General features: G+C 61.1%; 12 protein-coding genes and 2 pseudogenes. 6 read left to right on the top strand and 8 right to left on the bottom strand.

Going from position 1 to position 22,558, the window contains the following annotated elements; translation table 11 throughout:
- Window positions 1–58 precede the first annotated feature (58 nt).
- From J8I29_RS28905 to J8I29_RS30500, 3 genes are all read right to left on the bottom strand, one after another.
- Complete coding sequence (locus J8I29_RS28905) at window positions 59–1,615, bottom strand: FGGY family carbohydrate kinase (protein WP_209434305.1); 1,557 nt, start codon at window positions 1,613–1,615, stop codon at window positions 59–61.
- 90 nt (window positions 1,616–1,705) lie between these two features.
- Window positions 1,706–3,382, bottom strand: a complete 1,677-nt coding sequence (locus J8I29_RS28910; RefSeq protein WP_209434306.1) for an alcohol dehydrogenase catalytic domain-containing protein — start codon at window positions 3,380–3,382, stop codon at window positions 1,706–1,708.
- 11 nt (window positions 3,383–3,393) lie between these two features.
- Window positions 3,394–4,287, bottom strand: coding sequence for a MurR/RpiR family transcriptional regulator (locus J8I29_RS30500; RefSeq protein ID WP_209434307.1), 894 nt, complete (start codon window positions 4,285–4,287; stop codon window positions 3,394–3,396).
- A gap of 198 nt (window positions 4,288–4,485) precedes the next feature.
- Here J8I29_RS30500 and J8I29_RS28920 point away from each other — a divergent pair, with 198 nt between their 5' ends.
- From J8I29_RS28920 to J8I29_RS28935, 4 genes are all read left to right on the top strand, one after another.
- A complete protein-coding gene (locus J8I29_RS28920) occupies window positions 4,486–5,490 on the top strand; it encodes a substrate-binding domain-containing protein (RefSeq protein WP_146126797.1) in 1,005 nt (334 codons plus the stop codon).
- 102 nt (window positions 5,491–5,592) lie between these two features.
- A complete protein-coding gene (locus J8I29_RS28925) occupies window positions 5,593–7,089 on the top strand; it encodes a sugar ABC transporter ATP-binding protein (RefSeq protein ID WP_209434308.1) in 1,497 nt (498 codons plus the stop codon).
- A gap of 7 nt (window positions 7,090–7,096) precedes the next feature.
- Window positions 7,097–8,083, top strand: a complete 987-nt coding sequence (locus J8I29_RS28930; protein WP_209434309.1) for an ABC transporter permease — start codon at window positions 7,097–7,099, stop codon at window positions 8,081–8,083.
- 11 nt (window positions 8,084–8,094) lie between these two features.
- The gene (locus J8I29_RS28935; RefSeq protein ID WP_209434310.1) at window positions 8,095–9,129 is read left to right on the top strand and encodes an ABC transporter permease; all 1,035 of its coding nucleotides are present in this window, start codon (window positions 8,095–8,097) and stop codon (window positions 9,127–9,129) included.
- 908 nt (window positions 9,130–10,037) lie between these two features.
- Here J8I29_RS28935 and J8I29_RS28940 read toward each other — a convergent pair.
- The 5 genes and pseudogenes from J8I29_RS28940 to J8I29_RS28960 form a co-directional block, all read right to left on the bottom strand.
- Window positions 10,038–12,818: pseudogene (locus tag J8I29_RS28940) on the bottom strand (vitamin B12-dependent ribonucleotide reductase); the annotation flags it as partial.
- Window positions 12,819–13,408: 590 nt separating this feature from the next.
- Complete coding sequence (locus tag J8I29_RS30210) at window positions 13,409–15,403, bottom strand: EAL domain-containing protein (protein ID WP_209434312.1); 1,995 nt, start codon at window positions 15,401–15,403, stop codon at window positions 13,409–13,411.
- A gap of 953 nt (window positions 15,404–16,356) precedes the next feature.
- The gene (locus J8I29_RS28950) at window positions 16,357–18,153 is read right to left on the bottom strand and encodes a thiamine pyrophosphate-requiring protein (protein WP_209434313.1); all 1,797 of its coding nucleotides are present in this window, start codon (window positions 18,151–18,153) and stop codon (window positions 16,357–16,359) included.
- 94 nt (window positions 18,154–18,247) lie between these two features.
- Window positions 18,248–18,934: an HAD family hydrolase gene (locus J8I29_RS28955; protein ID WP_105860069.1), complete on the bottom strand. Its 687-nt coding sequence runs from the start codon at window positions 18,932–18,934 to the stop codon at window positions 18,248–18,250.
- 315 nt (window positions 18,935–19,249) lie between these two features.
- Window positions 19,250–19,621 carry a response regulator gene (locus J8I29_RS28960; protein ID WP_209434314.1) on the bottom strand — a complete coding sequence of 124 codons (372 nt, stop codon included), beginning with the start codon at window positions 19,619–19,621 and terminating at the stop codon, window positions 19,250–19,252.
- A 265-nt stretch (window positions 19,622–19,886) separates the two neighbouring features.
- Between J8I29_RS28960 and J8I29_RS28965 the strand changes: the two are divergent.
- Together J8I29_RS28965 and J8I29_RS28970 are read left to right on the top strand one after the other, a co-directional pair.
- A pseudogene (locus J8I29_RS28965) lies at window positions 19,887–20,322 on the top strand (CBS domain-containing protein).
- 117 nt (window positions 20,323–20,439) lie between these two features.
- Window positions 20,440–22,428: an erythromycin esterase family protein gene (locus J8I29_RS28970; RefSeq protein ID WP_209434315.1), complete on the top strand. Its 1,989-nt coding sequence runs from the start codon at window positions 20,440–20,442 to the stop codon at window positions 22,426–22,428.
- Window positions 22,429–22,558 lie beyond the last annotated feature (130 nt).

The raw sequence follows: 22,558 nt of genomic DNA on the forward strand, positions 1-22,558 counted from the left end.
CTCCCTCCCCGGCCGTTTTTCGATCCTTCTTCCCGGCCGCCGGCATTTCGCTTCCGGCTCATGCGGGAAGGGGTCTGCCCAGGGCCGAGAGCCTGGCGAAGAAACCTGCCGACTCCTCCAGCATGTCCGCGTAATAGGCGGCATAATCGCGATAGAAGGCCGTGTTCGCGCCGTCGGCTTCCACAGGCTCGCCCACCGTCTTCACGAAGCTGCGCGCCGTTGCCGCGATGTCCTCGAACAGGCCCACCGCTTTTCCGGCAACGATGGCACTGCCGAGCGTGCCGAACTCGTCGCGGTCGAGCTGGCCATAGTCGAGTCCCAATATGTCCGCCTTGATTTGGCGGAAAGTCTGGCTGCGGGCTCCGCCGCCGATGCCCGTGATACGGGTTGGGACGAGATCGGGAGCGAGTGTCTTCACCGAGCGCAGATAGAGGAGATATTCATACCCGATGCTCTCCATGATCGCCCGAACCATGTGGGATTTCTCGTGGCGCCAGGTCAGGCCGATGAAGGCTCCCCGCATGTCGGTGTTGTTGGGTGTGTTGCGCCCGCCCAGATGCGGCAGGAAGATCAGCTTGTCCGCGCCCGGCGGCGCGGCCTCGGCAAGGCGCCCAAGCTCGTCATAGGGATTGCGCCCCTCCCTTTCCCAACCGGCCTTCTCGGCATGACAGACCGCATCACGGAACCAGCGCAGGTTGAGACCGCCGCCGGCGACGTAAGCCATGGCATAGTAGAGGCCTGGCACCACATGCGGACAGGTCATCAGCGCCTGATAGGCGGTATCGGTCGCGAAGGTGTCGAGCACGATCGAGAAGACAGAAGCCGTGCCGGCGGCGTCGTAGATCATGCCGGGGTCGACGATGCCGCCGCCCAGGACATTGGCTGCCTGGTCGCCGCATCCGGCGGCAATCGGCGTTCCCTGCCGGAGACCGGTGGCCTCGGCGGCCGCATGCGTCAGCCTGCCGACAATCTCCCAGGGTTCGACGATGCGCGGAAGCTTGCCGGTATCCAGGCCGAAGTCGGCGAGCAGGTCCTCGTTCCAGCGGCAACGGGCCGTGTCTGCAAAGGTGGAGAAGTTGAGATAGGTACGGTCGATGAAGGCATCTTCCCCCTTGAGCCCCGCAAGGCGGCCGGCAACATAGGCGGCCGGCTGGACGAAGGCGCGCACGCGCGACCAGATCTCGGGAAATTCGTGCTTCCAGTAGAGGATCTTGGGCCCGTGATTGTAGGAGGGCGTGCAGCCGGAAGCCTTCAGGATCTCCATGCCGCGTTCCTTGAGCCGGGGCAGATAGGCGGCGCAGCGATTGTCGAGCCAGGAATCGTAGTGCGTGGGGGCGTTCCAGTCGGCATCGATCGTGCACACGCCGCCCATCTGGCCGTCGAGGGCGATCGCCGCGACATCGGAAGGGTTCACGCCGCCCGTTTCCATCGCCGCGCGGATGGTTCGATGGACCGACCCTTCGATATCGTCGGGCCGCTGTTCGACCCAGCCGGCCTTGGGATAGATCAGCACCGACTCCTCGAAAGCCGAGCCGAGCAGCCTGCCGGTCTCGTCATAGATGCCGGTCTTGGTGCCGGTCGTACCGATATCGATACCGATCACGGCCTTTGCCATGGCGTTCCTCCCTGAATTGGCGTCGGCGGGTTCATCCCGCCATTCTTCGTGCCTCGGGCCCGTTGCGGGCCGACGGATGCTCGTGTCGGGTCACTCCTGCGAGGCGTAAGAAGCCGCGCCATGGAGAAGGCGCCGCTCGTCTTCCAGCGACCAGCGGACCGGCTGGCCGTCCTGTCGCAGGTCGCGCACCGGCGTCACCGGCAGATCGAGCAAGGCGGGATAGATGGCGATCTTGCCCGAGACCTTGCCGGCATTGACCGCCTCCAGCGCATCCGGCAAGGCGCCGAGCCCTGCCACCGCTTCAAGATTTCCCGAGAGTTCGAGCGAGCCTTCGACCACGCGATCGAGGACGGCGAGCTGATCGGCGACCGTGCAGCCGGTGGAGCCGGTGATGCGCGCATTGCCGCTGGAGACCAGGCCGAGCGGCAAGGCGCAGGACTGGCCAAAGGGCATGCCAGCAAACAGAACGAGCATGCCGTCCGGTCGCATCAGCCGGGCGCCGCGCTCGATCACCGCGACCTCCGGCGCAACCACCACCACGTCGTCGCAGCCTTCGGGGGCCAGGCGGCCGACGCAGGCTTCGACCTCGCCGTCGTCGATCACCACCAGCGTCTTGCCATGCTGACGGGCAAGTGGCGCGAAATCATCCTCCAGCGCCTTCAGGCGCGCGCCCTTGCGCGAGGTGGCGATGATGGTCGCCGGCCCGTCCTTCAGCTCCAGGGCACGGTGGGTGTGAATGCGGCCCATGGCGCCGCCCGCACCCAGCACCAGAGTGGTACCGCCTGCCCGCAGCTCGAAGCGCGTGCGCGCCGGCAGGAAAGCTTCGGACAGCGAGGGACCCGGCGCACCGAGAAAGGAGAGCTCATGATAATGGATACGCGCTGCATCGAGGATGACATTCTCGCGCGCAAGTTCTGCACCGACCAGGACCATCAGGCCACCCTTGGCGAGACGGCCCGCCACCTGGGCCGTCGCCCCCGCATCGAGCGGGCCGGCAAGGATGATGTCGTCATAGCTCGCCTGCCAGGCTTCCGATGCCGTGAAAGCCTCCAGGCTCGCATGGCTCGCGACCGTCGCCGCACCCTCCACCCAGGCACGCGCGGCCTCGCCGGCACCGACCAGGACAACCTCGCCTGCCGGCGCCGGCAGATCGAAGCGTGTCCCCGGCCCGGTCTCCACCACCAGTAGACGGCCGCCGGGTTTCAGACTCGTGCGGCAATTGGGACGATAGGCTGCCTCCACGCAGGCATAGGGCTCCAGCATGGCAATGGTTGCGGCGCTGACATCGGCCGGCACCGGAAAGACATAAGGTCCCTCGCCTGCCAGCACGCGCGCATCCAGGCGAATATGGTCGGCAAAGGCCCCGGGCAGATCCATGCCGACGGTGCGGCGCTTGCCCTCGACCATGATAGCCGGCTGCAGGCCGAGCCTGTCCCCGGGGCGGAAGCGATCGCGCCAATTGGCTCCGGCGTCGACGATCGTCAGCGCCATCTCGTGGCCAAGCACGGCAGGACTGTCGGCAAGATTCCGTTCGGCGAACAGCGGATGAGCCTTGCCCATGCGGATGATCTTGATGTCCGACGAGCAGATGCAGACGGCGTCAATGCGGGCGACCACCTCGTCCGGCCCGGCCGGCTCCTGCCGCTCCTCGACATAGCGCCCGCCCACGCCGATATCGCGGATGCCGCCGCCGGCAAAGGGCCAGCTCCGGTTGAGGGCCGGCAGTCCGGAAGGCACGGCATTCTGGGAAAAGGCGGTACGGCGCATAGGATACTCGCTTATTTCAATCGGCTTCTCGCGATGACGCCGTCGGTGTAATCGAGGCGCTCGAGGGCGTTTTCGTGATCCTGGAGGGCCACCAGCGCATAGAGCGCGTCCATGGCGGTGAGCTGCGCCATCTTGGAGACCATCGATTCATACATGCCTTCGCCTCCCGTCGGTTCGGGTGCGGCGCCTGGCAAGGTCAGCACGGCATCCGCCTGCTTGGCGAGAGGCGAGGCGCCGGCGGAGGTGATGGCGATGGTGGGCATGCCCAGAGCCTTCGCCTCGCGCAGCGCCTCCACCGTCGTCTTGGTGCGGCCGCTGTCGCTGATGCCGATGGCGACGGCACGTCCGGCGAGACCGGCCACCGAGAACATCTGGATATTGGCATCGCGGTTGAAGATGCAGGCCTTGCCGATGCGCAGGAAGCGCATGACGCCATTCTCGGCGGCAAGGAGCGAGGAACCGACTGCGAAGAACACGATGGTGTGATGCGCCGAAACCAGAAGCGCGGCCTTCCGCAATTCGGCGGGATCCAGCGTCATCGTGGCACCGGTGATGATCTCGGCCTGGCGGCGCGAGACCTTGGCGATGATCGCCGCGGCATCGTCCCCCGGCGCGATGCCCTCATAGACCTCGTGCTCGGCCGCCCTGCCCCGCGCGGCTTTGCGCGTCAGCCCTTCAGCCAGCATGATGCGGAATTCCTGGTAGGAGTCAGCGCCGACCAGGCGCACGAAACGGCTCACCGAGGACTGGGAGACGCCGGCTTCTTCAGCCAGCTCCTTGATGCTCATGGCCTTGGCATCGGCCGTTTTGTCGAGCACGAAATCGGCGATGCGCCTTAGGGTCGGATTGAGCCCGCCGCGCAGGGCGTTGATGCGTCGCGTAATCTCTGTTTGCGGTCCTTGCACGAGCCACTCCCAAAAACCGTTCGTCGGGCGCTCTGCTTAGCATCATTCCGGGCCCTCATTCGAGAAAGTAACTTTCTTTCTGTATGATCTGCAAGGAAATTTCTATCTAGACACCCGACGGTGCCGATGCTAGCGTTTCGGCCAATCGAACTTCCCCGCGAAGTGGGAAGCGACAAGAACTTGTGAGGGAGAAAGCTCGTGAAAAGACTATATTCCTGCCTGGCCGTGGCAGCCTTTGCCTTGTCAGCCGCCACTTTCAGTGGCCAGAGCGCCGCTCAGGAACAGAAGAGGACATATTACTACGCCTCCCAGCTGCAGGGGCACCCCTATCTTCTCGATTCTCTACTTGGCATGGACTACGCCGCCAAGAAATTCGGCGTGAACATCGTCACGCTCGGCCCGCAGAGCTGGGATCCCGTGGCCCATGCTGAGGCGGTGGAGCAAGCCATTGCCAAGAAGCCGGACGGCATCGTGACCACGCTGTGGGAGCCGGGCGCCGTGCCGGCGATCAAGCGCGCCATGAGCCAGGGCATCCCCGTGGTGGTGATCGAGGCGGTAACGCCCGACAGCGGCGCACTGACCTTCGTCGGCCTCGACAATTACGAGGCGGGCGTGGACACGGCCAAGGAACTGATCAAGCGGGCCGGCAAAACCGGCAAGCTGGTGGTCTCCGGCAATTGGGGCGCCTCCAACACGGACGCCAAGTTCAAGGGCCTGATGGACTACCTCAAAGCCAATTCGCAATGGGAACTGCTCGGACGCGTCGACGACAAGGCGACGACGGAGACCGCGATCGACGCCGCCAAGACCATGTTCAACACCTATAAGGACATGACCGGCGTCATCGGGCTGGATTCCTCGTCCGGGACCGGTATCTGCCTGGCGGCCGAGGAGCTCGACAAGGACATCAAGCCCCTCGCCGTCATCGTGCACGATCGCGAGGCGCCGGTGCTGGAATGCGTCCAGAGCGGCGACATCGATGCCACCATCGTCAATAAGACGGCGTTGCAGGCCTATATGGCGATCCAGTTGCTCGAAGCCTACAACGACGAGAAGGTCGGCCTCGCCACCGTGCCAATCTCCAGCGACAACAAGGCAGCCGGCGTCATCCCCTTCCCGCAATATATCTACATGGGAACGCAGGTGATCGATAAGGACAACATCCAGTACTTCCTGGCCGCCAACATGCCGAAGTTCAAATAGGCCGCCCTTCGCCAATCTCGCTCCCTCGCCTGCAGAGGCCGCCTCTGCCGGCGGGATCCTTCGCGAAGACCGCTTCGGATCATCCAGACAGGAATGCCAGCCATGGCCGACATCGTCCTTTCGCTGAAGGATGTCACCAAGTCGTTCGGCGCGGTGAAGGCCCTCGGCGGCATCAGCTTCTCCGTGCGGCGCGGCGAGATCCACACGCTCCTCGGCGAGAACGGGGCCGGCAAGAGCACCACGCTCAAGATCATCAAGGGCGACGTCGTCCCGACGACCGGCACGGTGGTCATCGACGGCGAGACCGTCACCGAGTTCCTGCCCTCGAATGCCTCCAGGCACGGCATTGCCATGGTGCACCAGGAACTCGCCGTCTTCGAGAACATGACGGTGGCCGAGAACGTCTTCGTCGATTGTCCGCCGCTGCGCGGCGGGCTCGTTGATGTTGCCGGAATGAACCGGCGCACGGCCGAACTCCTGGCGATGTTCGAGCTCGACCTCGATCCGCGCACCCGCGTGCTCGAGCTCACTCCGAGCCAGCGCCAGATCATCGAGATCCTGCGGGCCGTGAACGTCGAGCGCAAGATCATCATCCTCGACGAGCCGACCTCCGGCCTCAACGCCCATGATTCCGACATCCTCCTGAAACTGCTCGCCAGGCTCCGGGCCAAGGGACAGACGATCCTGTTCGTCTCCCACCGGCTCGGCGACGTCATGCGCATTTCCGACCGCATCACCGTCCTGCGCGACGGTACCGTGGTGGAGACCCTCGACAATCAGGGGCTGCAGGAAAGCGATCTCGTCGGCCGTATGGTGGGCCGCAAGCTGGCGCAAGTGCATCATCGCGACCGCCCGGCCAGGGCAAACGAAGAACCTGTCGTCTTCAAGGTCGAGGGGGCAAGGCGGCAGGACGGTTTCGAGGACGTCTCCCTGTCGCTGCGCCGCGGCGAGATCGTCGGCGTTTACGGGCTCGAAGGCTCCGGCACGGCCGAGCTTTCACGCTCCCTCTTCGGCCTCGACCCCCTCGAAGCAGGACAGATGGAAATTTCCGGCAAGGCCGTCGCTTCGCCGGAACCGCGCCGCATGATGGCAGCGGGAGTCTCCTATCTCAACGCCAACCGCAAGGATGCCGGGCTCTTCATGCAGCGCAGCGTTGCCGACAATGTTTCGGCACCGGTACTGCGTCGGTTCGCGCGTCTCGGCTTTCTGAATGAAAAAAGCCTGATGGCAAAAGCCGGCGAAGCAATCAAACGTTTCTCCATCCGCGTCGCCGGCACCAACGTGCCGCCTCGCGAACTCTCCGGCGGTAATCAGCAGAAGGTGATGCTGAGTGCGTGCCTCTCCTGCGATCCCACCGTCATGATCGTCAACGAGCCCACACGCGGCATCGATGTCGGCGCCAAGGTGGATGTGTATCGGGCGCTGACGGGTCTCGCCGACGAAGGGCGCAGCCTGCTGGTCTTCTCATCCGAACTGCCCGAGATCCTGCTTCTCGCAGACCGCATCCTGGTGATGCGCGCCCGCAAAGTCGCGGGATGGCTCACCGGCGCCGCGATGACGCAGGAGCAGGTCATGGCCCTGGCCGCCGGCAACAAGTGAGGATCGGATGAGCCAGCAAGACACAGCTCCGCTTACCGCCGCCGCGCCCGCGGCCCCTGCCCGCCGACGCGCCCGCCTCGGAACCATCCCTCTCCTGGTGATCACCATCGCGCTCTGCGCCTTTCTCGCCGTCACGCGGGAGAATTTCCTGACCGCGAGCAATCTCTATTCGCTCGCCTTCGCCGTCTCGATCGAGGCCTTTGTTGTCCTTGCCTTTACCTATGTCATGGTGCTGCGCGAGATCGATCTTTCCGTTGGCGCGGTCTACGCCCTTTCCGGCGTCCTTTCGGGTTATCTCCTGCTCCAGGGCCTCTCGCTGCCGCTCGCCATCGCGCTCGCCCTGGGCGCTGCCGTGATGGTCGGGTTTCTCAACGGTGTCCTGGTCGTGCGTTTCCACATCAATTCACTGATGCTGACCATCGGCACCATGCTGATCGTGCGCGGCATCGTCGGCGTGATGACCACGACGTTGCGCGGCAACATCTTCCCGCGTGAATTTCGCAGCCTGGCCAGGCAGGCCTTTCTCGGCGTCAATATCACCATCATCGCCATGGTCGTCCTGGTGATCGCCACCCTGCTCTTTCAATGGCGCAGCGTGCTGTTCCGGCAGATGTGCTACATCGGCGAAAACCTGCAATCGGCCACGATCTACGGCATCCGCACGGGTCGCATCAAGGTACTCGCCTTCGTGGCATCGAGCCTGATGGCCGGTATCGCCGGCATCTACACCGCCTCGCGCATCACCCATGCCGACTCCAACATGGGGGTCGGACTCGAATTCAGCATGATCACCGCCGCCGTCCTCGGCGGCGCCAGCCTCTATGGCGGACGCGGCAATGCCGCCGCATCGGTGCTCGGCCTTGTCCTGCTCGCGGTGATCATCAACGGCATGGCGATGTACGACATCGAACCCGTCTTCCAGCAATTCGTCGTGGGAGCCTTGCTGATCGCCACTGTCGCGATCGACACGCTCCTCAACCGTCGTCGCGTCTGAAGGAAACAGCCATGGCAGCCGGTTCCGCCACCCCCAAGACGATGCCCTTCCTGAAGCGCTGGCGACTGGAGCAGGAGGCGGTCACGCTCGGCGTCGTGGCCGCACTCGTGTTCCTATTGGCTTTCGGCGCACCAGCCTTCCTCAACGCCAACAATCTCGACTCGCTGCAGACCAGCCTGGCACCGAACATGATCATCGCCATCGGCATGATGGTGCTTTTCGTCACCGGCCTGTTCGATCTGTCTGTCGGCGCAATCATGGGTCTGTCCGGCATCGTCACCGCCTATGTGCTGTCGGCCGGCTACGGCATGGCCGGAGCAATCGTCTGCGGACTGGCAGTCGGCAGCGTAATCGGACTCGCCAACGGCATCCTCGTCGCGGTCTTCCGGATCAACCACCTCATCGCCACGCTTGGCATGATGTATATGGTCCGCGGGCTGGTCGAGGTCATGCTGATCGGCACCGGTCTCGGCGGTTTCACCGAATTTCCGGCTGCCTTCACTTTGCTCGGCAACGGCCAGGTCTTCGGGATCTATGGCATGTTCATCTTCGCGCTGGCCCTGGTCATTGCCGGCGAGTTCATCCTGCGCCGCACCGTGCTCGGGCGCCGGCTCTATTTTCTTGGCGGCAATCCCGAAGCGGCCGCCATGATCGGCATCAACGCCAACCGCCTGCGCATCGGCGTCTTCGTCTTTTCCGGCTTGATGGCGTCGCTGGCCGGCGTGTTGGTCACCGCGCGCATCGGCATGGCCAATCGCTATCTCGGCGTCGGACTGGAGATGAACATCATCATCGCCTGCCTCGTGGGTGGGGGCAGCATCGCCGGCGGGAAGGGCTCGCTGATCGGGGCCATGCTGGGTGTGGGCTTCATCAGCCTGATGACGAATGCCTTCAATCTCTTCGAAGTCCCCTCCGAATGGCAAAGTTCGATGATCGGGCTCGTCCTCGTGATCGTAGTGGTGATCGATGCCATCATGCTTCTGCGCAAGCAGCGGCTGTCATGGGCGACCATATTCGGCACGAGATCCCTCAAGACAGGGCGATAATGCCCGCAGCGACTGCGTCACCCGCTCTCGAACATTCTCTGCCTCCGGAAGTTAGGAGTACCCGGCCCTCGTCTTGCGAAAGTTTGGCTCATGGCTCCCCGGAATTGGCTGGTGACAATCTTCGTCCTGGCAATCGTCCTGATTGCCGGGTGGTACTTGCTCGTCTACCGCCAGAACTATCTCTTCCAGGGCCAGGCACCTCCACACGCACTCGATCAATCCCCGTAAAGTCGAGCGAGGTTTGACCTCGTTGTCGAGTGGTCTCGAAGCATGCGCAATTCAATCGGGACGCGGTTGCGCTCAGCCGACTTTCGTCGCGCGCCCTCTATTGTCTTTTCGATGCACGCAGGAGCTTCGTGGACGACACGATCTCGGGCCGGACCGGCCCCCCGGGGGGGGCCAGTCCGTCGGTCGGCATCGAAGCGGGCCGCTGGATTTGCACGCCAGAGGCCCGCTGCCTGAGTCATACGCGCCGAATAGCGATCGCCCCGGCACAAGCTGCGAAAGCTGCGTGACTGGGCAATCGCGGACGCCTTGCCGGACGAAGGCGCGGTTCCAGCCGGTGCATCAACCTAGGCACCCTTGGCTCCAGATGTTTGTCGGTTGATGAACGAGGCCATTTGCGACGGTCCCGTTAGAGGCAGCGAGATTTGGAGCCGGCTCGTATCCCAGGTCACGTTCAGCGAATGATGTGGCGCTTTTTCCTTGAATGTCGTCGGCTTGTGCAGTTCCACGACCGGAAAATCCGACAGCTTTTTGGGAAACTGCGGCTGCCATCCTGCCTGAAGGGTCGAGGGGACGCCCGCTGGAGACAACAGGTGAGCGTTCGCGGCCGTGAGTTGGATTGAAGGATGGCGGTCGGATGTCTCCTCGGCTGGCCTTTCGTCTCGGCGGACCGAGGAAGTCTGAGCGTTGAGGGGCTGCGACAATTTGGAGCCGTCCCTGTAGAGCGCGTTTGCCTTCAAGGACAGATGCCAGGATTTGACCAGAGCGGTCTTGCAGTCCTCGACTGTCGCCGTGCGGGGCATATTGACCGTCTTCGATATCGCTCCGGAGATGAACGGCTGTGCAGCGGCCATCATCCGCAGATGACCGTCGACCGAAAGATGGCGCTTGCCATAACGCCCGCATTGGTTGGCGCAATCGAACACCGGCAAATGTTCCGGCTTGAGGTGGGGTGCCCCCTCCAGTGTCATGGTGCCGCAAACATGAATATTGGCCCGCTCTATCGCAGCCTCGTCATAGTCCAGATAGGTCAGCAGGTCGAAAGCCGGGTCCGCGAGGCGGGCGGCGGGGATCTTCAACGTCTGGAGCAGAAAATCCCGCCCGATCGTCCACAGTGTGAACGCAGAGCGAATATCGAAAGCGCCGGCCAAAGCCCTTTCGACGGCATCGAGCCGCTCGTCGGTGAACCCCTTTGCCTTCAGCGTGAGGCGATTGATATCCGGCGCGCCCTCCAGCGATTGGCGCCCCGTTGCATAGGCCTCGATATCGCAGATCTGAGTTTCATCATAACCCAGCGATCGCAGCGCCACGGGGACCGCCCGATTGATGATTTTGAGATAGCCGCCACCGGTGAGTTTCTTCAACTTGACCAGAGCGAAGTCAGGCTCGATGCCGTTCGTATCGCAATCCATGACCAGCCCTGTCGTGCCGGTCGGCGCAAGTACCGTCGCCTGGGCATTGCGGTAGCCGAACTGCTCTCCCAGCGCCAAGGCCCGGTCCCAAGCCCTGATGGCATGTTCGAGCAGACGGCCCCCATCCGGAACCTTCCGCACCAGCGTAGCGTGATTCAAGGGCACGGGCGGGATGGACAAGCCCTCATAGTCGCCCGTCTGGCCGTGAGCTGCGCGCCGATGATTGCGTATAACCCGCAACATCGGATCGCGATTGGCTGCGAAGCCGGCAAATGCCCCCTTTTCCGCGGCGATCTGCGCGGAAGTGGCATAGCACACACCCGCCATAATCGCCGTCATCGCTCCGCCAAGGGCCCTGCCTTCGTCGGAGTCATAGGGAATGGCCGATGCCATGAGCAGTCCACCGAGATTGGCGAAACCAAGCCCGATCGGTCTATACTGATAAGTGCGCAAGGCGATGTTGCGGGAGGGATATTGGGCCATGGCTACGGTAATCTCGAGCATCAGCGTCGCCAAGCGGCATGTATGCTCGAAGCCATCGAGATCCAGTCGTCCATCGGCCCCGCGAAACTGCATCAGATTGATCGCAGCAAGGGTCGTTCCGGTGTCATCCAGGAACAGGAATTCGGAGCAGGAATTCGATCCCCGGATAGGCCCCGCCACCGGGCAGGTGTGCCACTCGTCGATGGTCGTCGAGAAGTGCACGCCCGGATCGCCTGCCGCCCAGGCCGAATAGGCGATCTGCTCCCACAATTTACGGGCCGGGACCGACTTCATGGCCTGGCGATCTTTGCGTGCCCGCAGCGTCCACGACGATCCCTGCTCGATCGAGCGGAGGAACTCGTTTGAGACGCGCACCGCGTTGTTGGCGTTCTGCCCAGCCACAGTGAAATAGGCTTCACCGTTCCAATCCGTATCGTAGATCGGAAGATCGTCCGGCGGGCACCCCTGCCGCACGAGTTCGATGACCCTGTCTATATAGTTTTCCGGGATCTGAGCTTCACGGGCGAGATGGATCTGCCTGTTGAGTTCGGTGTTGCGCAGAGGATCGCAATTGGCAGCGCCCTCCCCATCTCGACAAGCCTTGACGATGGCATTCAGATGCCTGGCCGACGATCTCGATCCGGCCACGAGGAAAGCCACCTTTTGCTCCTCCTTCACCTTCCAGTTGATGAATTCCTCGATGTCGGGGTGGTCGATGTCGACAATCACCATCTTTGAGGATTGGCGCGTCGATCCGTTGGCGGTGACCAGGCCCGCCGCACGATCGCTGGCGCGCAAGACGGCTATCAGCCCGCAAGCCTTGCCCCCCGCGGCCAAATCTTCGTCCGCACCACGGATGTCGGAATAGTTCGCCCCCGTTCCCGATCCGAGCTTTGCGATGCGCGCTTCATCGGCAATGTGCTGCAGGATGCCTCCCTCGCTCACGAGATCGTCCGCCACGGATTGAATGAAGCAGGAATGCGTTTGGGGCCGCTCATAGGCATTTGCCGACGAGATGACCTGCTGCGCGTCCTCGTCATAGAAGAAATGGCCCTGGGAAGAGCCCTCTATGCCATAGGCCCAATGCAGGCCTGTATTGAACCATTGGGGTGTGTTGGGCGCTATCTTTTGGGAAGCCAGCAGAAATCGATATTCGTCGAAAAAAGAACGGGCATCCGTTTCGGTCGTGAAATAATGATATTTCCATCCCCAATAGGTCGTCGCACCCGCTATTCGATCGAAGACCTTGCGCAGATCCGTTTCGCTCCCATACCGCTCACTTTCCGGCAGAAGCCGCAACGCCTCTTCATCCGGCATCGATCGCCAGAGCCAAGATGGAACGCCGTCCTCGGGCACCGTGCGCAAGCAGGCCGGCACATCTCCCTTGCGCAGATATCGCCTGGCGACGATGTCAATCGCGACCTGGCTCCAATTCCGAGGGCTTATGATACGGGGAAATTGGAAGATAACCGTTCCGTCCGTATTTCGGATTTCACTGGCGGCTTCCTTGAATGACAGCAGCATGTACGGGTCGTCGGCACCAGCAGTATGCAGCGGGTTTATTTGCATGACACGACTCCAATGGAAGTAAAAAAATACCAATGTGGCCCTAATTCGAGATTTCCACATTTTTAATATTATCACTTAATTTAAATTTGTAAGAATTTCTGAAATCACGGCACCGTTCGTGCACCTCTCGACTCGGCAGGTAAGAAGTTCTTCTTCTTTGAACTCCCGAGTTTAATTCAATCAGGACAAATCAAATTGGCAGCTATATCCATGTCGCGCGTTGCAAGCGCGACAGGCAACCGGCTGTAGTTTGGCCGTGGCGACGGCCAAATTGCCGTGTAATGACTGCAATGATCTGTTCGCCGCACTGCACTCTTCCATTCAGCCGTGCCCCGCTGGCGGCTAGTCAAATTCAAGTCGCGGGGTGGCCGGCACAAGATGGAACGAAAGGACTGCGGATAGCGGCCGAGACTCATACAAATTGCCGCAACGGTCCGGCGCTCGGAGTCCTGGCGTGTTCGCTCCCGCTTTCGCCGGGAAGCGGGAGTTTTCAGCAGGATGGTACCGCCGCTCGTGCTATCGGGCTGCCGGCTTGCCGGCGCTGGTCATTCGGGTCGAAACGACCGACGCTGAACGGATTGGCACCCTCCCTAGGAGCGCCCGGCTTTCACCGGCTGACAATCAGCCACTGGGATTGCCGTCTCCTTCGGCAGCGCATGCTGCAGCTCGAGTAGCCGCTCGAACTCGGCCGCCGGCACCGCGCTTCCAAAGTAGTGCCCCTGAAACTCCTGGCAACCTCTCGCTCTCAGCCAATTCAATTGCTCCAAAGTCTCGACGCCTTCGGCTACGACATGAATATCCATCAGCCTGCACATGGAAATAATGAATTCAGCAATGGCGTCGTTGCGGGTGAGCTCGGCAATGAACGACCGGTCTATTTTAAGGCAGCTTATCGGGAAATTTTGCAGATAGGCCAGATTCGAGTAGCCGGTCCCAAAGTCGTCGATGGCCAGCCTCACGCCCAGATTCTTCAGTTGAGAAATGATGCCGTCGGGGCCTTGGCCGCTCTCCATGATGGTGGATTCGGTAATTTCAAGTTCGATATCGCCCGGCGCGCAGCCCGTGCGCTCCATCACCGCCGCAAGCTTGGCAATCACGTCACGGCTGCGCAACTGGCGAGGAGACAAATTCGCCGAAATGGACAAGGGATATCCCTTGCGCCGCCAGGACACCTGGCGTTCGATCGCTACCTCCAATACCCAGTCGCCAAGCTGGTTGATCATGTTCGTCTCCTCGCACAGAGGGATGAACTCGGAGGGCATGATCAACCCCCTGCGGGGATGCCGCCAACGAATGAGGGCCTCCGCACCGACGATCTGCAGCGTCTTCGTCGAAACACGCGGCTGAAAGAACAGTTCGAACTCCTGGTTGTGCAGCGCGCGCCGAATGTCCGATTCCAAGTCGATCCTGACCTGCGCCCTCTCCTGGAGGGATTTGGTGAAGTAGCGAAAGCAATTGCGTCCATCTTCCTTGGCTTTGTACAAGGCAAGATCCGAGTGACGCATCAGCGCGTCGATGCTGCTTCCATCGTCCGGGAAGACGCTGATGCCGATGCTCGGAGAGATCGTCAATGTTCGCCCGGATATCTTCAGCGGCTTGGCGAAAGCCGACAGAAGGGCTTGTGCAGTTCGTTCAAATCGATCGGAACGCTTGCCGCTTCGCGCCATGATCAAGAATTCGTCTCCTCCCAGGCGCGCCACAGCCCCGCTGCGGCCGACGACCTTTTTGAGCCGATCGGCCACCTCGATCAGGACTTCATCACCCACCGAATGCCCGAGAGAATCGTTGATCGTCTTGAAGTAATCCAGGTCGAGGAACATTATCGCGACGCGCTCGGCAGCCAGGAGAGCAGCCTCCAGTCGCATGGGGAAATCCCTCATGGCCGAGGTCCGATTGGGCAGGCCGGTTAGCACGTCGTGATAGGCGAGGAATCGTGCCCTCTCCTCGGTTTCCTTGAGATCGGTGAGATCGACCTCGCTCACCAGACAAGCAGGTGATCCGGTAACGGCGTCCCGGCACCTGCGCGCCGTCACCTCGTGCCAACGGACGCCGTGGGTCGTACGTATGCGTACGATCCTCCGAGATTCACCCTCGCGGGACAGAGTTTTGCTCAACTGCACAAAGTCATTCTGGTCTGCATAGCGCGCCGACAATGATCGGTCGTTGGGCTCTCGCGTATGGCGTGCAGCCGGATTCTCATAGAGCAGCAATCCGTCTTCGGTATATAAAGAAATCATCATCTGCGTGTGCAGCAGAGCTTCGGCACTACGCAAAGTCTCCGGTGTCTCCGAAGGCTCCCCTAGAGCTTCGCACAGCATCGCCATGCGTCCGTTACGCAATCTCACGCCGCTATACCGAACATGCAACGTCGTTGGACGGCCGCCCGGATAGATTGTCCAAAGCTCCGTAAAGGAAATGTTCGTCCGCTCGAAATCCTCTTGATATTGGCGCAGGCGCTTGGCCACCGAGGCCGACATGTCGCTCTTCATGTCCCGCGCCCGAAGTTCACGCAGGGTCGCAGCCTGCCATACGTCGATGGCGGCCGCATTGGCCCAGAGAACGCAGCTATCGTCGATGTCGAACACCCATACGGGCGTCCTCAGACAGCCGAGAATGAACCAAACGCTTGACGAACCAAAAAGCGGTTCGGAAGCCGTGACCTCGACAGGTTCCTCTAGCACCCCAGCGTATCTCCGTGGGAGCCTGGTACTGTTGATGCATTCAACATATCATTCTCCAAATCGCGCTCAGTATATCAGCTAGTATAGTATAAAAATTCCGAATAAATATCTATATACACCCCTCCATTTCGTCAAAATTTGGTCTATATATTAAATCAGGTCAACTTCTATAGAATTAATTTAACTTATAGTTACTTTTACTTTCTTCTAAAATAGATTTCATAATACGCAACACATGCATCGAAATAATAGATCTATCTCGAACAATACCAGGACTAGCACAAAGCTTAAGATCGATGGATTCGGATCTGGTCGAGTGCCGAATGCATTTCTTTCCTGTAGAAGGGCTCCTTCGACAGGGGCCCTGGCAGCAGCATGGTGTTGGCTGTCGGGAATTATTCCTGAAGTGCATATCCGTGCGCTTTCATCAACAACACCGCGCAAAAATTTGGGCTGAGGATAGCCTTGCAAGCAGATAATCGATCGAACTGATAGTAGCTATTTGAGCCGCCAATGTCTTTGGCACGAAATCCTAAAACTATACCACGCATCCAGATTTAAGCCGACACTCTCGCTAGTCCGGCCGATCGATGCGCCTTGAAATTCATGCCCCAGTCGCGAACGATCTCTAGGGCATCCCTGCCACTCTTTGTCACTTCGCCGTCATAAATCGCAGCCAAGCCAGTACCGCTGAGCCTGCGGATGGTTTTTTCGGTCGCTTGGCGGCGGCGCGGTTCGTCTATGGGCCAGGCTCGACGCGAAGCAGGGGGCATGGCAAAGTCCTCGTCTGCCATGTCGAATGTTCATCGGCCTGATTGTATGGGCGGGCTGGACTTCCCCAGGCGTTGATTTAGGCGTCAACTGCGCTTGTGGCGCCCACCGAGTAGAGTTGAATATAATTGCCTCGCCGTATTGGTTAGAATATTGCCGCTTCGCGGATCACCCTTGAGCAGCATCTCGGAAAAATGCACCGCCTGCTCAAATGTAATATGTGGCGGCAGCGGGAATACTTCGGGATCGGTCTTGACTTCCAAAACAGTGGGCCTGTCGCTCGAAAGGGCCGCCTGCCAAGCCTGTCCGAGATCCTCGGGCCTGTCGACCAATAGACCTTTAAGTCCGATCAGCTCTGCGAAACGGTGATAGGGCACGTCAGGAATTTGTTGGGAGGCGTCGAATTTTGGATCGCCCTCCATCACGCGCTGCTCCCAGGTTACCTGATTCAGATCCTGATTGTTGAAAACGCAGGTGACCAGGCAGGGATTCGCCCATGTCCGCCAATATTTGGCAATGGTGATCAACTCCCCCATATTGTTCATCTGCATTGCGCCATCGCCGACCAGGGCAATGATAGGCCGGTCCGGATGAGCGAGCTTTGCGGCGATCGCATAGGGAACCGCCGCACCCATCGAGGCCAATCCGCCCGAGAGAGAAGCCATCATGCCGGATCTCAGTTTCAGATCGCGCGCAAACCAATTGGCGCATGAGCCTGAATCGCTCGTGATGATAGCCCGCTCGGGCAGGCGTGAGGACAATTCCCACACCACCCGTTGCGGATTGACCGGATTGGCAGGCCGCATGGCCCTCTCCTCCAGTATATTCCACCACTCCGCCACGTCCTCTTCGATGGAACGCCGCCAGTCCGCGTCGGCCTTTTCCTGGATCAACGGCAACAGCGCCCGGAGCGTGTGCCTGGCATCTCCGACGAGGTTGACCTCCATGGGATAGCGCAGCGAAAGCATCGCAGGCGAGATGTCGATCTGTACCCCCCTCGCCTGTCCCTCCTCGGGAAGGAACTCGGCATAGGGAAAGCCGGAGCCGATAACGAGGAGGGTGTCGCAGCTGTTCATCATGCGGTAGCTCGGTCCGGTCCCCAACAGGCCGATCGCGCCCGTGACATGAGGCTGATCGTCGGGAACGACAGCCTTGCCCAGGAGAGCCTTGGCAATGCCCGCCTGCAAAAGCCCGGCGATGGCCGAGACTTCCTCTTCCGCCCCGAGAGCCCCGGCTCCGACAAGGATCGCTACTTTCGAGCCGGCGTTGAGAACATCGGCCGCCTTTTGCAGATCTTCGTCCTCCGGCATCACCCTCGGGCCGGCATATCCTACGCCTGAATGCAGCGTGCCGTGCTTGCGAGGAGGATCCTCGTATTCAAGACGCTGCAGGTCGTTGGGAATGATCACGGCCGTCACCTTGCGCTCGCCGAGCGCAATGCGGATGGCGCGATCCATCAGATGGCGGACCTGCGGAACGGACGAAGCCTGCTGAACGAAGGCACCGGCCACGTCCTTGAACATGCTCGTCAGATCCAGTTCCTGCTGATAATGCCCGCCCAAGGCGTCACGAGATTGCTGGCCGACAAGGGCGAGAACCGGGACATGGTCGAGGTTGGCATCATACAATCCGGTCAGCAAATGCGAGGCACCCGGGCCGGAGGTCGCGATGCACACGCCGAGTTCGCCCGTAAATTTGGCATGGGCTGCAGCCATGAAGGCCGCCATTTCCTCGTGCCTTGCCTGGATGAACTCGATCTTGCCATCGGAGCGATTCAGAGCGCCAAACACGCCGTTGATGCCATCGCCGGGATAGCCGAAAATCCGGCGCACGCCCCACGCATACAGGCGATCCACGATGAAGTCGCCGACGGTTCCGGCCATGACCATCTCCTGCTACCGTTGTGGCGACCGAACCAGCAAGGCTCGTCCCTGTTCCGGAGCCGGAACAGGAGGGCGGTGATCACTTGGCTGCCCGTTATCGCCGCCCCCCTACTTCATCGATATGCTGCAGAAGATCGAGCGGATCATCGTAGACGCGGATTGCTCCCGCATCCTGAAGTTCATCGGTCCCGTAGCCGCCACTGAGCAGCCCGACACCCAGCGCCTTGCAGCGCACTGCAGCCAGCATGTCCCAGATGCTGTCCCCAACCACAATGGCGGTTTCGATCGCCACTCCCAGCCGCTCAGCCGCCGCCAGAAAGAGGTCGGGGTCAGGCTTGGCGTATTTGACCTGATCCCGCGTCACCACCGGGGAACGATCAGGATCGACGCCGAGCGCTGCGAGATTGACAGCCGCGGTCTCCATGCGTCCGCTGGTGGCGATGGCCCAGGGAATGCCGGCCTGTGTCAACCAATCGAGCAGTTCACGGGCGCCTGGCAGCGGATGGATGCTGCTGCCATAGCGACGGTAGGCGGCCGCATGATTTTTACGCAAGCGTTCGACTCGCTCTTCACTGATATCCAGTCCGGTCTCACGCAGGAGCTGGTTGGTGAATAGACCCCCGCTCATGCCGATCTTGCGATGAATGCGCCAGACAGAGAGCTTGATACCCTCGGCATCGAGGGCCTCCTTCCAAGCCAGCACGTGCTGATAAACGCTGTCGACAAGCGTGCCGTCGAGATCGAACAGGAATGCTGGCTGAATTCGTGTGCTGTTGGCCATTGCAGTCGTCCTCCTGGGTTGGCGTTCATCGTCCTGCCGGAACGCTCAAGGATGGTTTTCGGATAATCGGGAGCTTGTGATCTGCTCCGTCTCCGCCTTCGAGTCGGCCGACGCTTTTGCGCCGCTACGAACGAAGGTGATGTCAATTCGAGAGAAAACAACAGGGTCGCGTCGGCGCCGCCGTCATCCCGGGTGTTTGGGGCATGAGAATGCCGTATGGCACCTTCGGCCCTGGCACTGCGTTTCGGCATCGGCGGATAGTATATAAGGAGCTACGCCGGCCAGCGCGAATCTCGCATATTGCCCGTGGAGGATTCAGTCCGCTTTGGCAAGTAAATGGATCCGATCCGCCAGTTGAGCCTGATCATAGGGCTTGGACACGAAATGACTCCCGGCAGGAATTCTCTCTTTCTGAGGAGCTCCGGTCGTCACGAGAACGTGAACCCGAGGCCAACGGGTGCGCACTATTCGAGCAAGCTCGATACCATTCAGTTTCCCGGGCATATTTATGTCCGTAAAAATCACCTTCACATCCTGTCTCTGTTCCAGGATCTGGAGGGCCTTGTCCGCATTTTCGGCCTCGAGCACCTCGAGATGCCGGTCCGCGAGAAAATCGGCAATCACAATACGCGCGAAAACTTCGTCCTCGATCACAAGCACTGCAGGGCGCGGCTGATTTGACTGCATGGGAGCGGGGCCCTGTTTTCCGTGCCACCAAACGAATGATCACACCCCGCGTTCCCCCTGTCGGGTGCATTAAGACGCCGAGATGCGGATCGAAGGCGACGGGAGCGATGGCGCCGGCTCTCGCGAGGCTCCGTTCAGGGAAGGACCTCCACGCGGAACAGTTGCAGCATTGGCTCGTTGGGAAGGGGCGGTTCTATGGAAAGGCGACCATGAGGGAACCTGATCGGTCGTGCCGCCGCTTTCGAATCCAGCAAAGGAGGCTGCCATGCAGGTAAGCGATGCAATGACGCGCGATGTGCGCGTGGCTAATGCCGGCGAAACAATCGCCCAAGCCGCCCAGCTGATGGCCAAACTCGATGCCGGCGTTTTGCCCGTCGGTGAGAACAACCGGCTGGTTGGGATGATCACCGATCGAGACATTGCGGTGCGTGCCGTAGCCCACGGCAAGGGGCCTGATACGAGCGTCCGAGAGGTGATGACCAAGGACGTAAAATACTGTTTCGCCGATCAGGAAATCGAGGAAGTGACCCGCAATATGGGCGACATTCAGGTACGGCGCCTGCCGGTCGTCGATCACAATAAACAGCTGGTTGGGTATCCTTTCGCTGGGCGATGTCGCCGTCACGACCGGCGATGGAGCCGCCGGCGAGGCCCTTTGCGGCATCTCCCGTGCCGGTGGCGCACATAGTCAGACCGGATAGCAAGGAGAGCTTCCGCGCCTCGGCCGCAGCCGGAAAAGGGATACTCGAAGGCCCGTCATCCCTGAGTGAGCGCCTCGCGGCAGGCGGCGGATAAAGCTCAGCAGCATTGGATTTGAGATGATGGCCACCACCTTTTCAGATCGTGGGCAGGCAGGGCGTGCCCTGGCCGGAAAGCTCCGACATCATGCGGGGCGCAAGGATGTCACGGTCCTTGCGCTGCCTCGAGGCGGCGTGCCGGTTGCCTATCAGGTCGCCAAAACTTTGAAGGCGCCGCTCGACGTCTTCGTTGTGCGCAAACTCGGCGTGCCCGGCTATGAAGAGCTTGCCATGGGTGCGATCGCCCCCGCGAATGTACGCGTTTTGAATGACGAGATCGTCACCAGACTTGCCGTGCCGGCATCTGTCATCGATGAGGTCGCAGCCAAGGAGCAAAGAGAGCTCGACCGCCGCGAGCGGCTCTATCGCGGCGGCCGCTCACCTTTGCGGCTGCGCGGCCGAAATGTCATCCTGGTCGATGACGGGCTTGCCACCGGCTCGACGATGCGCGCGGCCATAAAGGCGCTGCGGCAAAGCCGGCCCGCTCATATCGTCGCAGCCGTACCTGTCGGCAGCCCGGAAACCTGCGAAGCGATGAGGGACGAGGCCGACGAGGTTCTTTGCGCAACGACGCCGCAGCCATTCGTCAGCGTCGGGAGTTGGTACGGTGATTTCTCCCAGACCAGCGATGAGGAAGTTCGAGATCTTCTTGCCAGGGCGGGAGCGCGAACCTCATCCGGGGATGATCCGGCCGACGCGGTCGTGGGCGCATTAAACAAGCATATCCTGCAGTTGTCCGGCGGACCGCAGGATTATGATCACCTTCTCGAGCAGATAGACGAGGCTCCCTTCGTCCTTCTCGGCGAAGCCTCGCACGGCACGCACGAGTTCTATGAAGAACGTGCACGGATTACGCAGCGCCTGATCGAAGAGAAGGGCTTTGTCGGCGTGGCCGTCGAGGCCGATTGGCCTGACGCTTACCGGGTCAACCGCTACGTTCAAGGGCCGGGCTGCGATCTCGACGCGGAGGAGGCGCTCGCCGACTTTCGTCGCTTTCCGACCTGGATGTGGCGCAATAAGGTTGTCGTCGACTTCATCGAGTGGCTGCGTCGGCATAACCGGACATCGGAAGGGACGAAGCCCAAGGCAGGCTTCTACGGTCTCGACCTCTACGCCCTGCATGATTCCATGAAGGCGGTACTGCATTACCTGGATCAGGTCGATCCGGCCGCGGCCGAGGTCGCACGGCACCGTTATTCCTGTTTCGACCATTTCGGCCCCGACCCGCAAGTCTATGGTTTCGTCGCCGGCACCGCGATCGAAAAATCCTGTCAGGAGGACGTCTTGGCGCAATTGGTCGACATGCTGAAGCGACGCCCCGCGCCCGCCGAGGTCCAGGCCGGTCTGCTCGACGACGAACTTTTTGCGGCGCAGCAAAATGCCCATCTGGTCAAGAACGCCGAAGCCTATTATCGCGCCATGTTTCTTGCTCCCGAGTCGACCTGGAATTTGCGGGATCGCCACATGGCCGAAACGTTCGAGGCCCTGGCCGCTCATCTCACCCGGCGGGTGCAGTTCCCCAAAATCGTCGTCTGGGCTCACAACTCGCATCTGGGAGATGCCCGGGCGACGGATAGAAGCAGCCATGGCGAGATCAATCTGGGACAGCTCATTCGCGAAAAGCACGGGCATAAAGCCTTTCTCGTGGGCTTCACGACCTATCGCGGCACCGTGACGGCTGCCTCCGACTGGGGTGGACCAGCCGAGCGCAAGAGTGTCCGGCCGGGCCTGGCAGACAGCTACGAGGCCTTGCTGCACGGTGTTTCTTTCGATCGCTTCCAGCTCGATCTGCGGGGGAACGGCGCAAGCCTGCCCCGGCGGCTGCTCGAGCGGGCGATAGGCGTGATCTATCGGCCTGAGACCGAACGGGCCAGCCATTATTTCCGAGCCGATCTCTCGGCACAATTCGATGCCGTGCTGCATTTCGACGAGACCCGCGCGGTCGAGCCGCTGGAGCGCAGTTCCGAATGGAATGGCGAACTGCCCGAGACCTATCCTTCCGGGGTGTAGAGGACGATCGGAGAACCATAGTGTGACTGGCCCCGCCAAGAGGGGCAGCATCAAGGGGCAATGCAGTTCACTTAGCGTCTTCAGGTCGGCCCGACCTTTGTCATTGCCGGGCTTGACCCGGCAAGCCAAC

The organism is Labrys sp. LIt4, from assembly GCF_017813775.1.
Taxonomy (GTDB): domain Bacteria; phylum Pseudomonadota; class Alphaproteobacteria; order Rhizobiales; family Labraceae; genus Labrys; species Labrys okinawensis_A.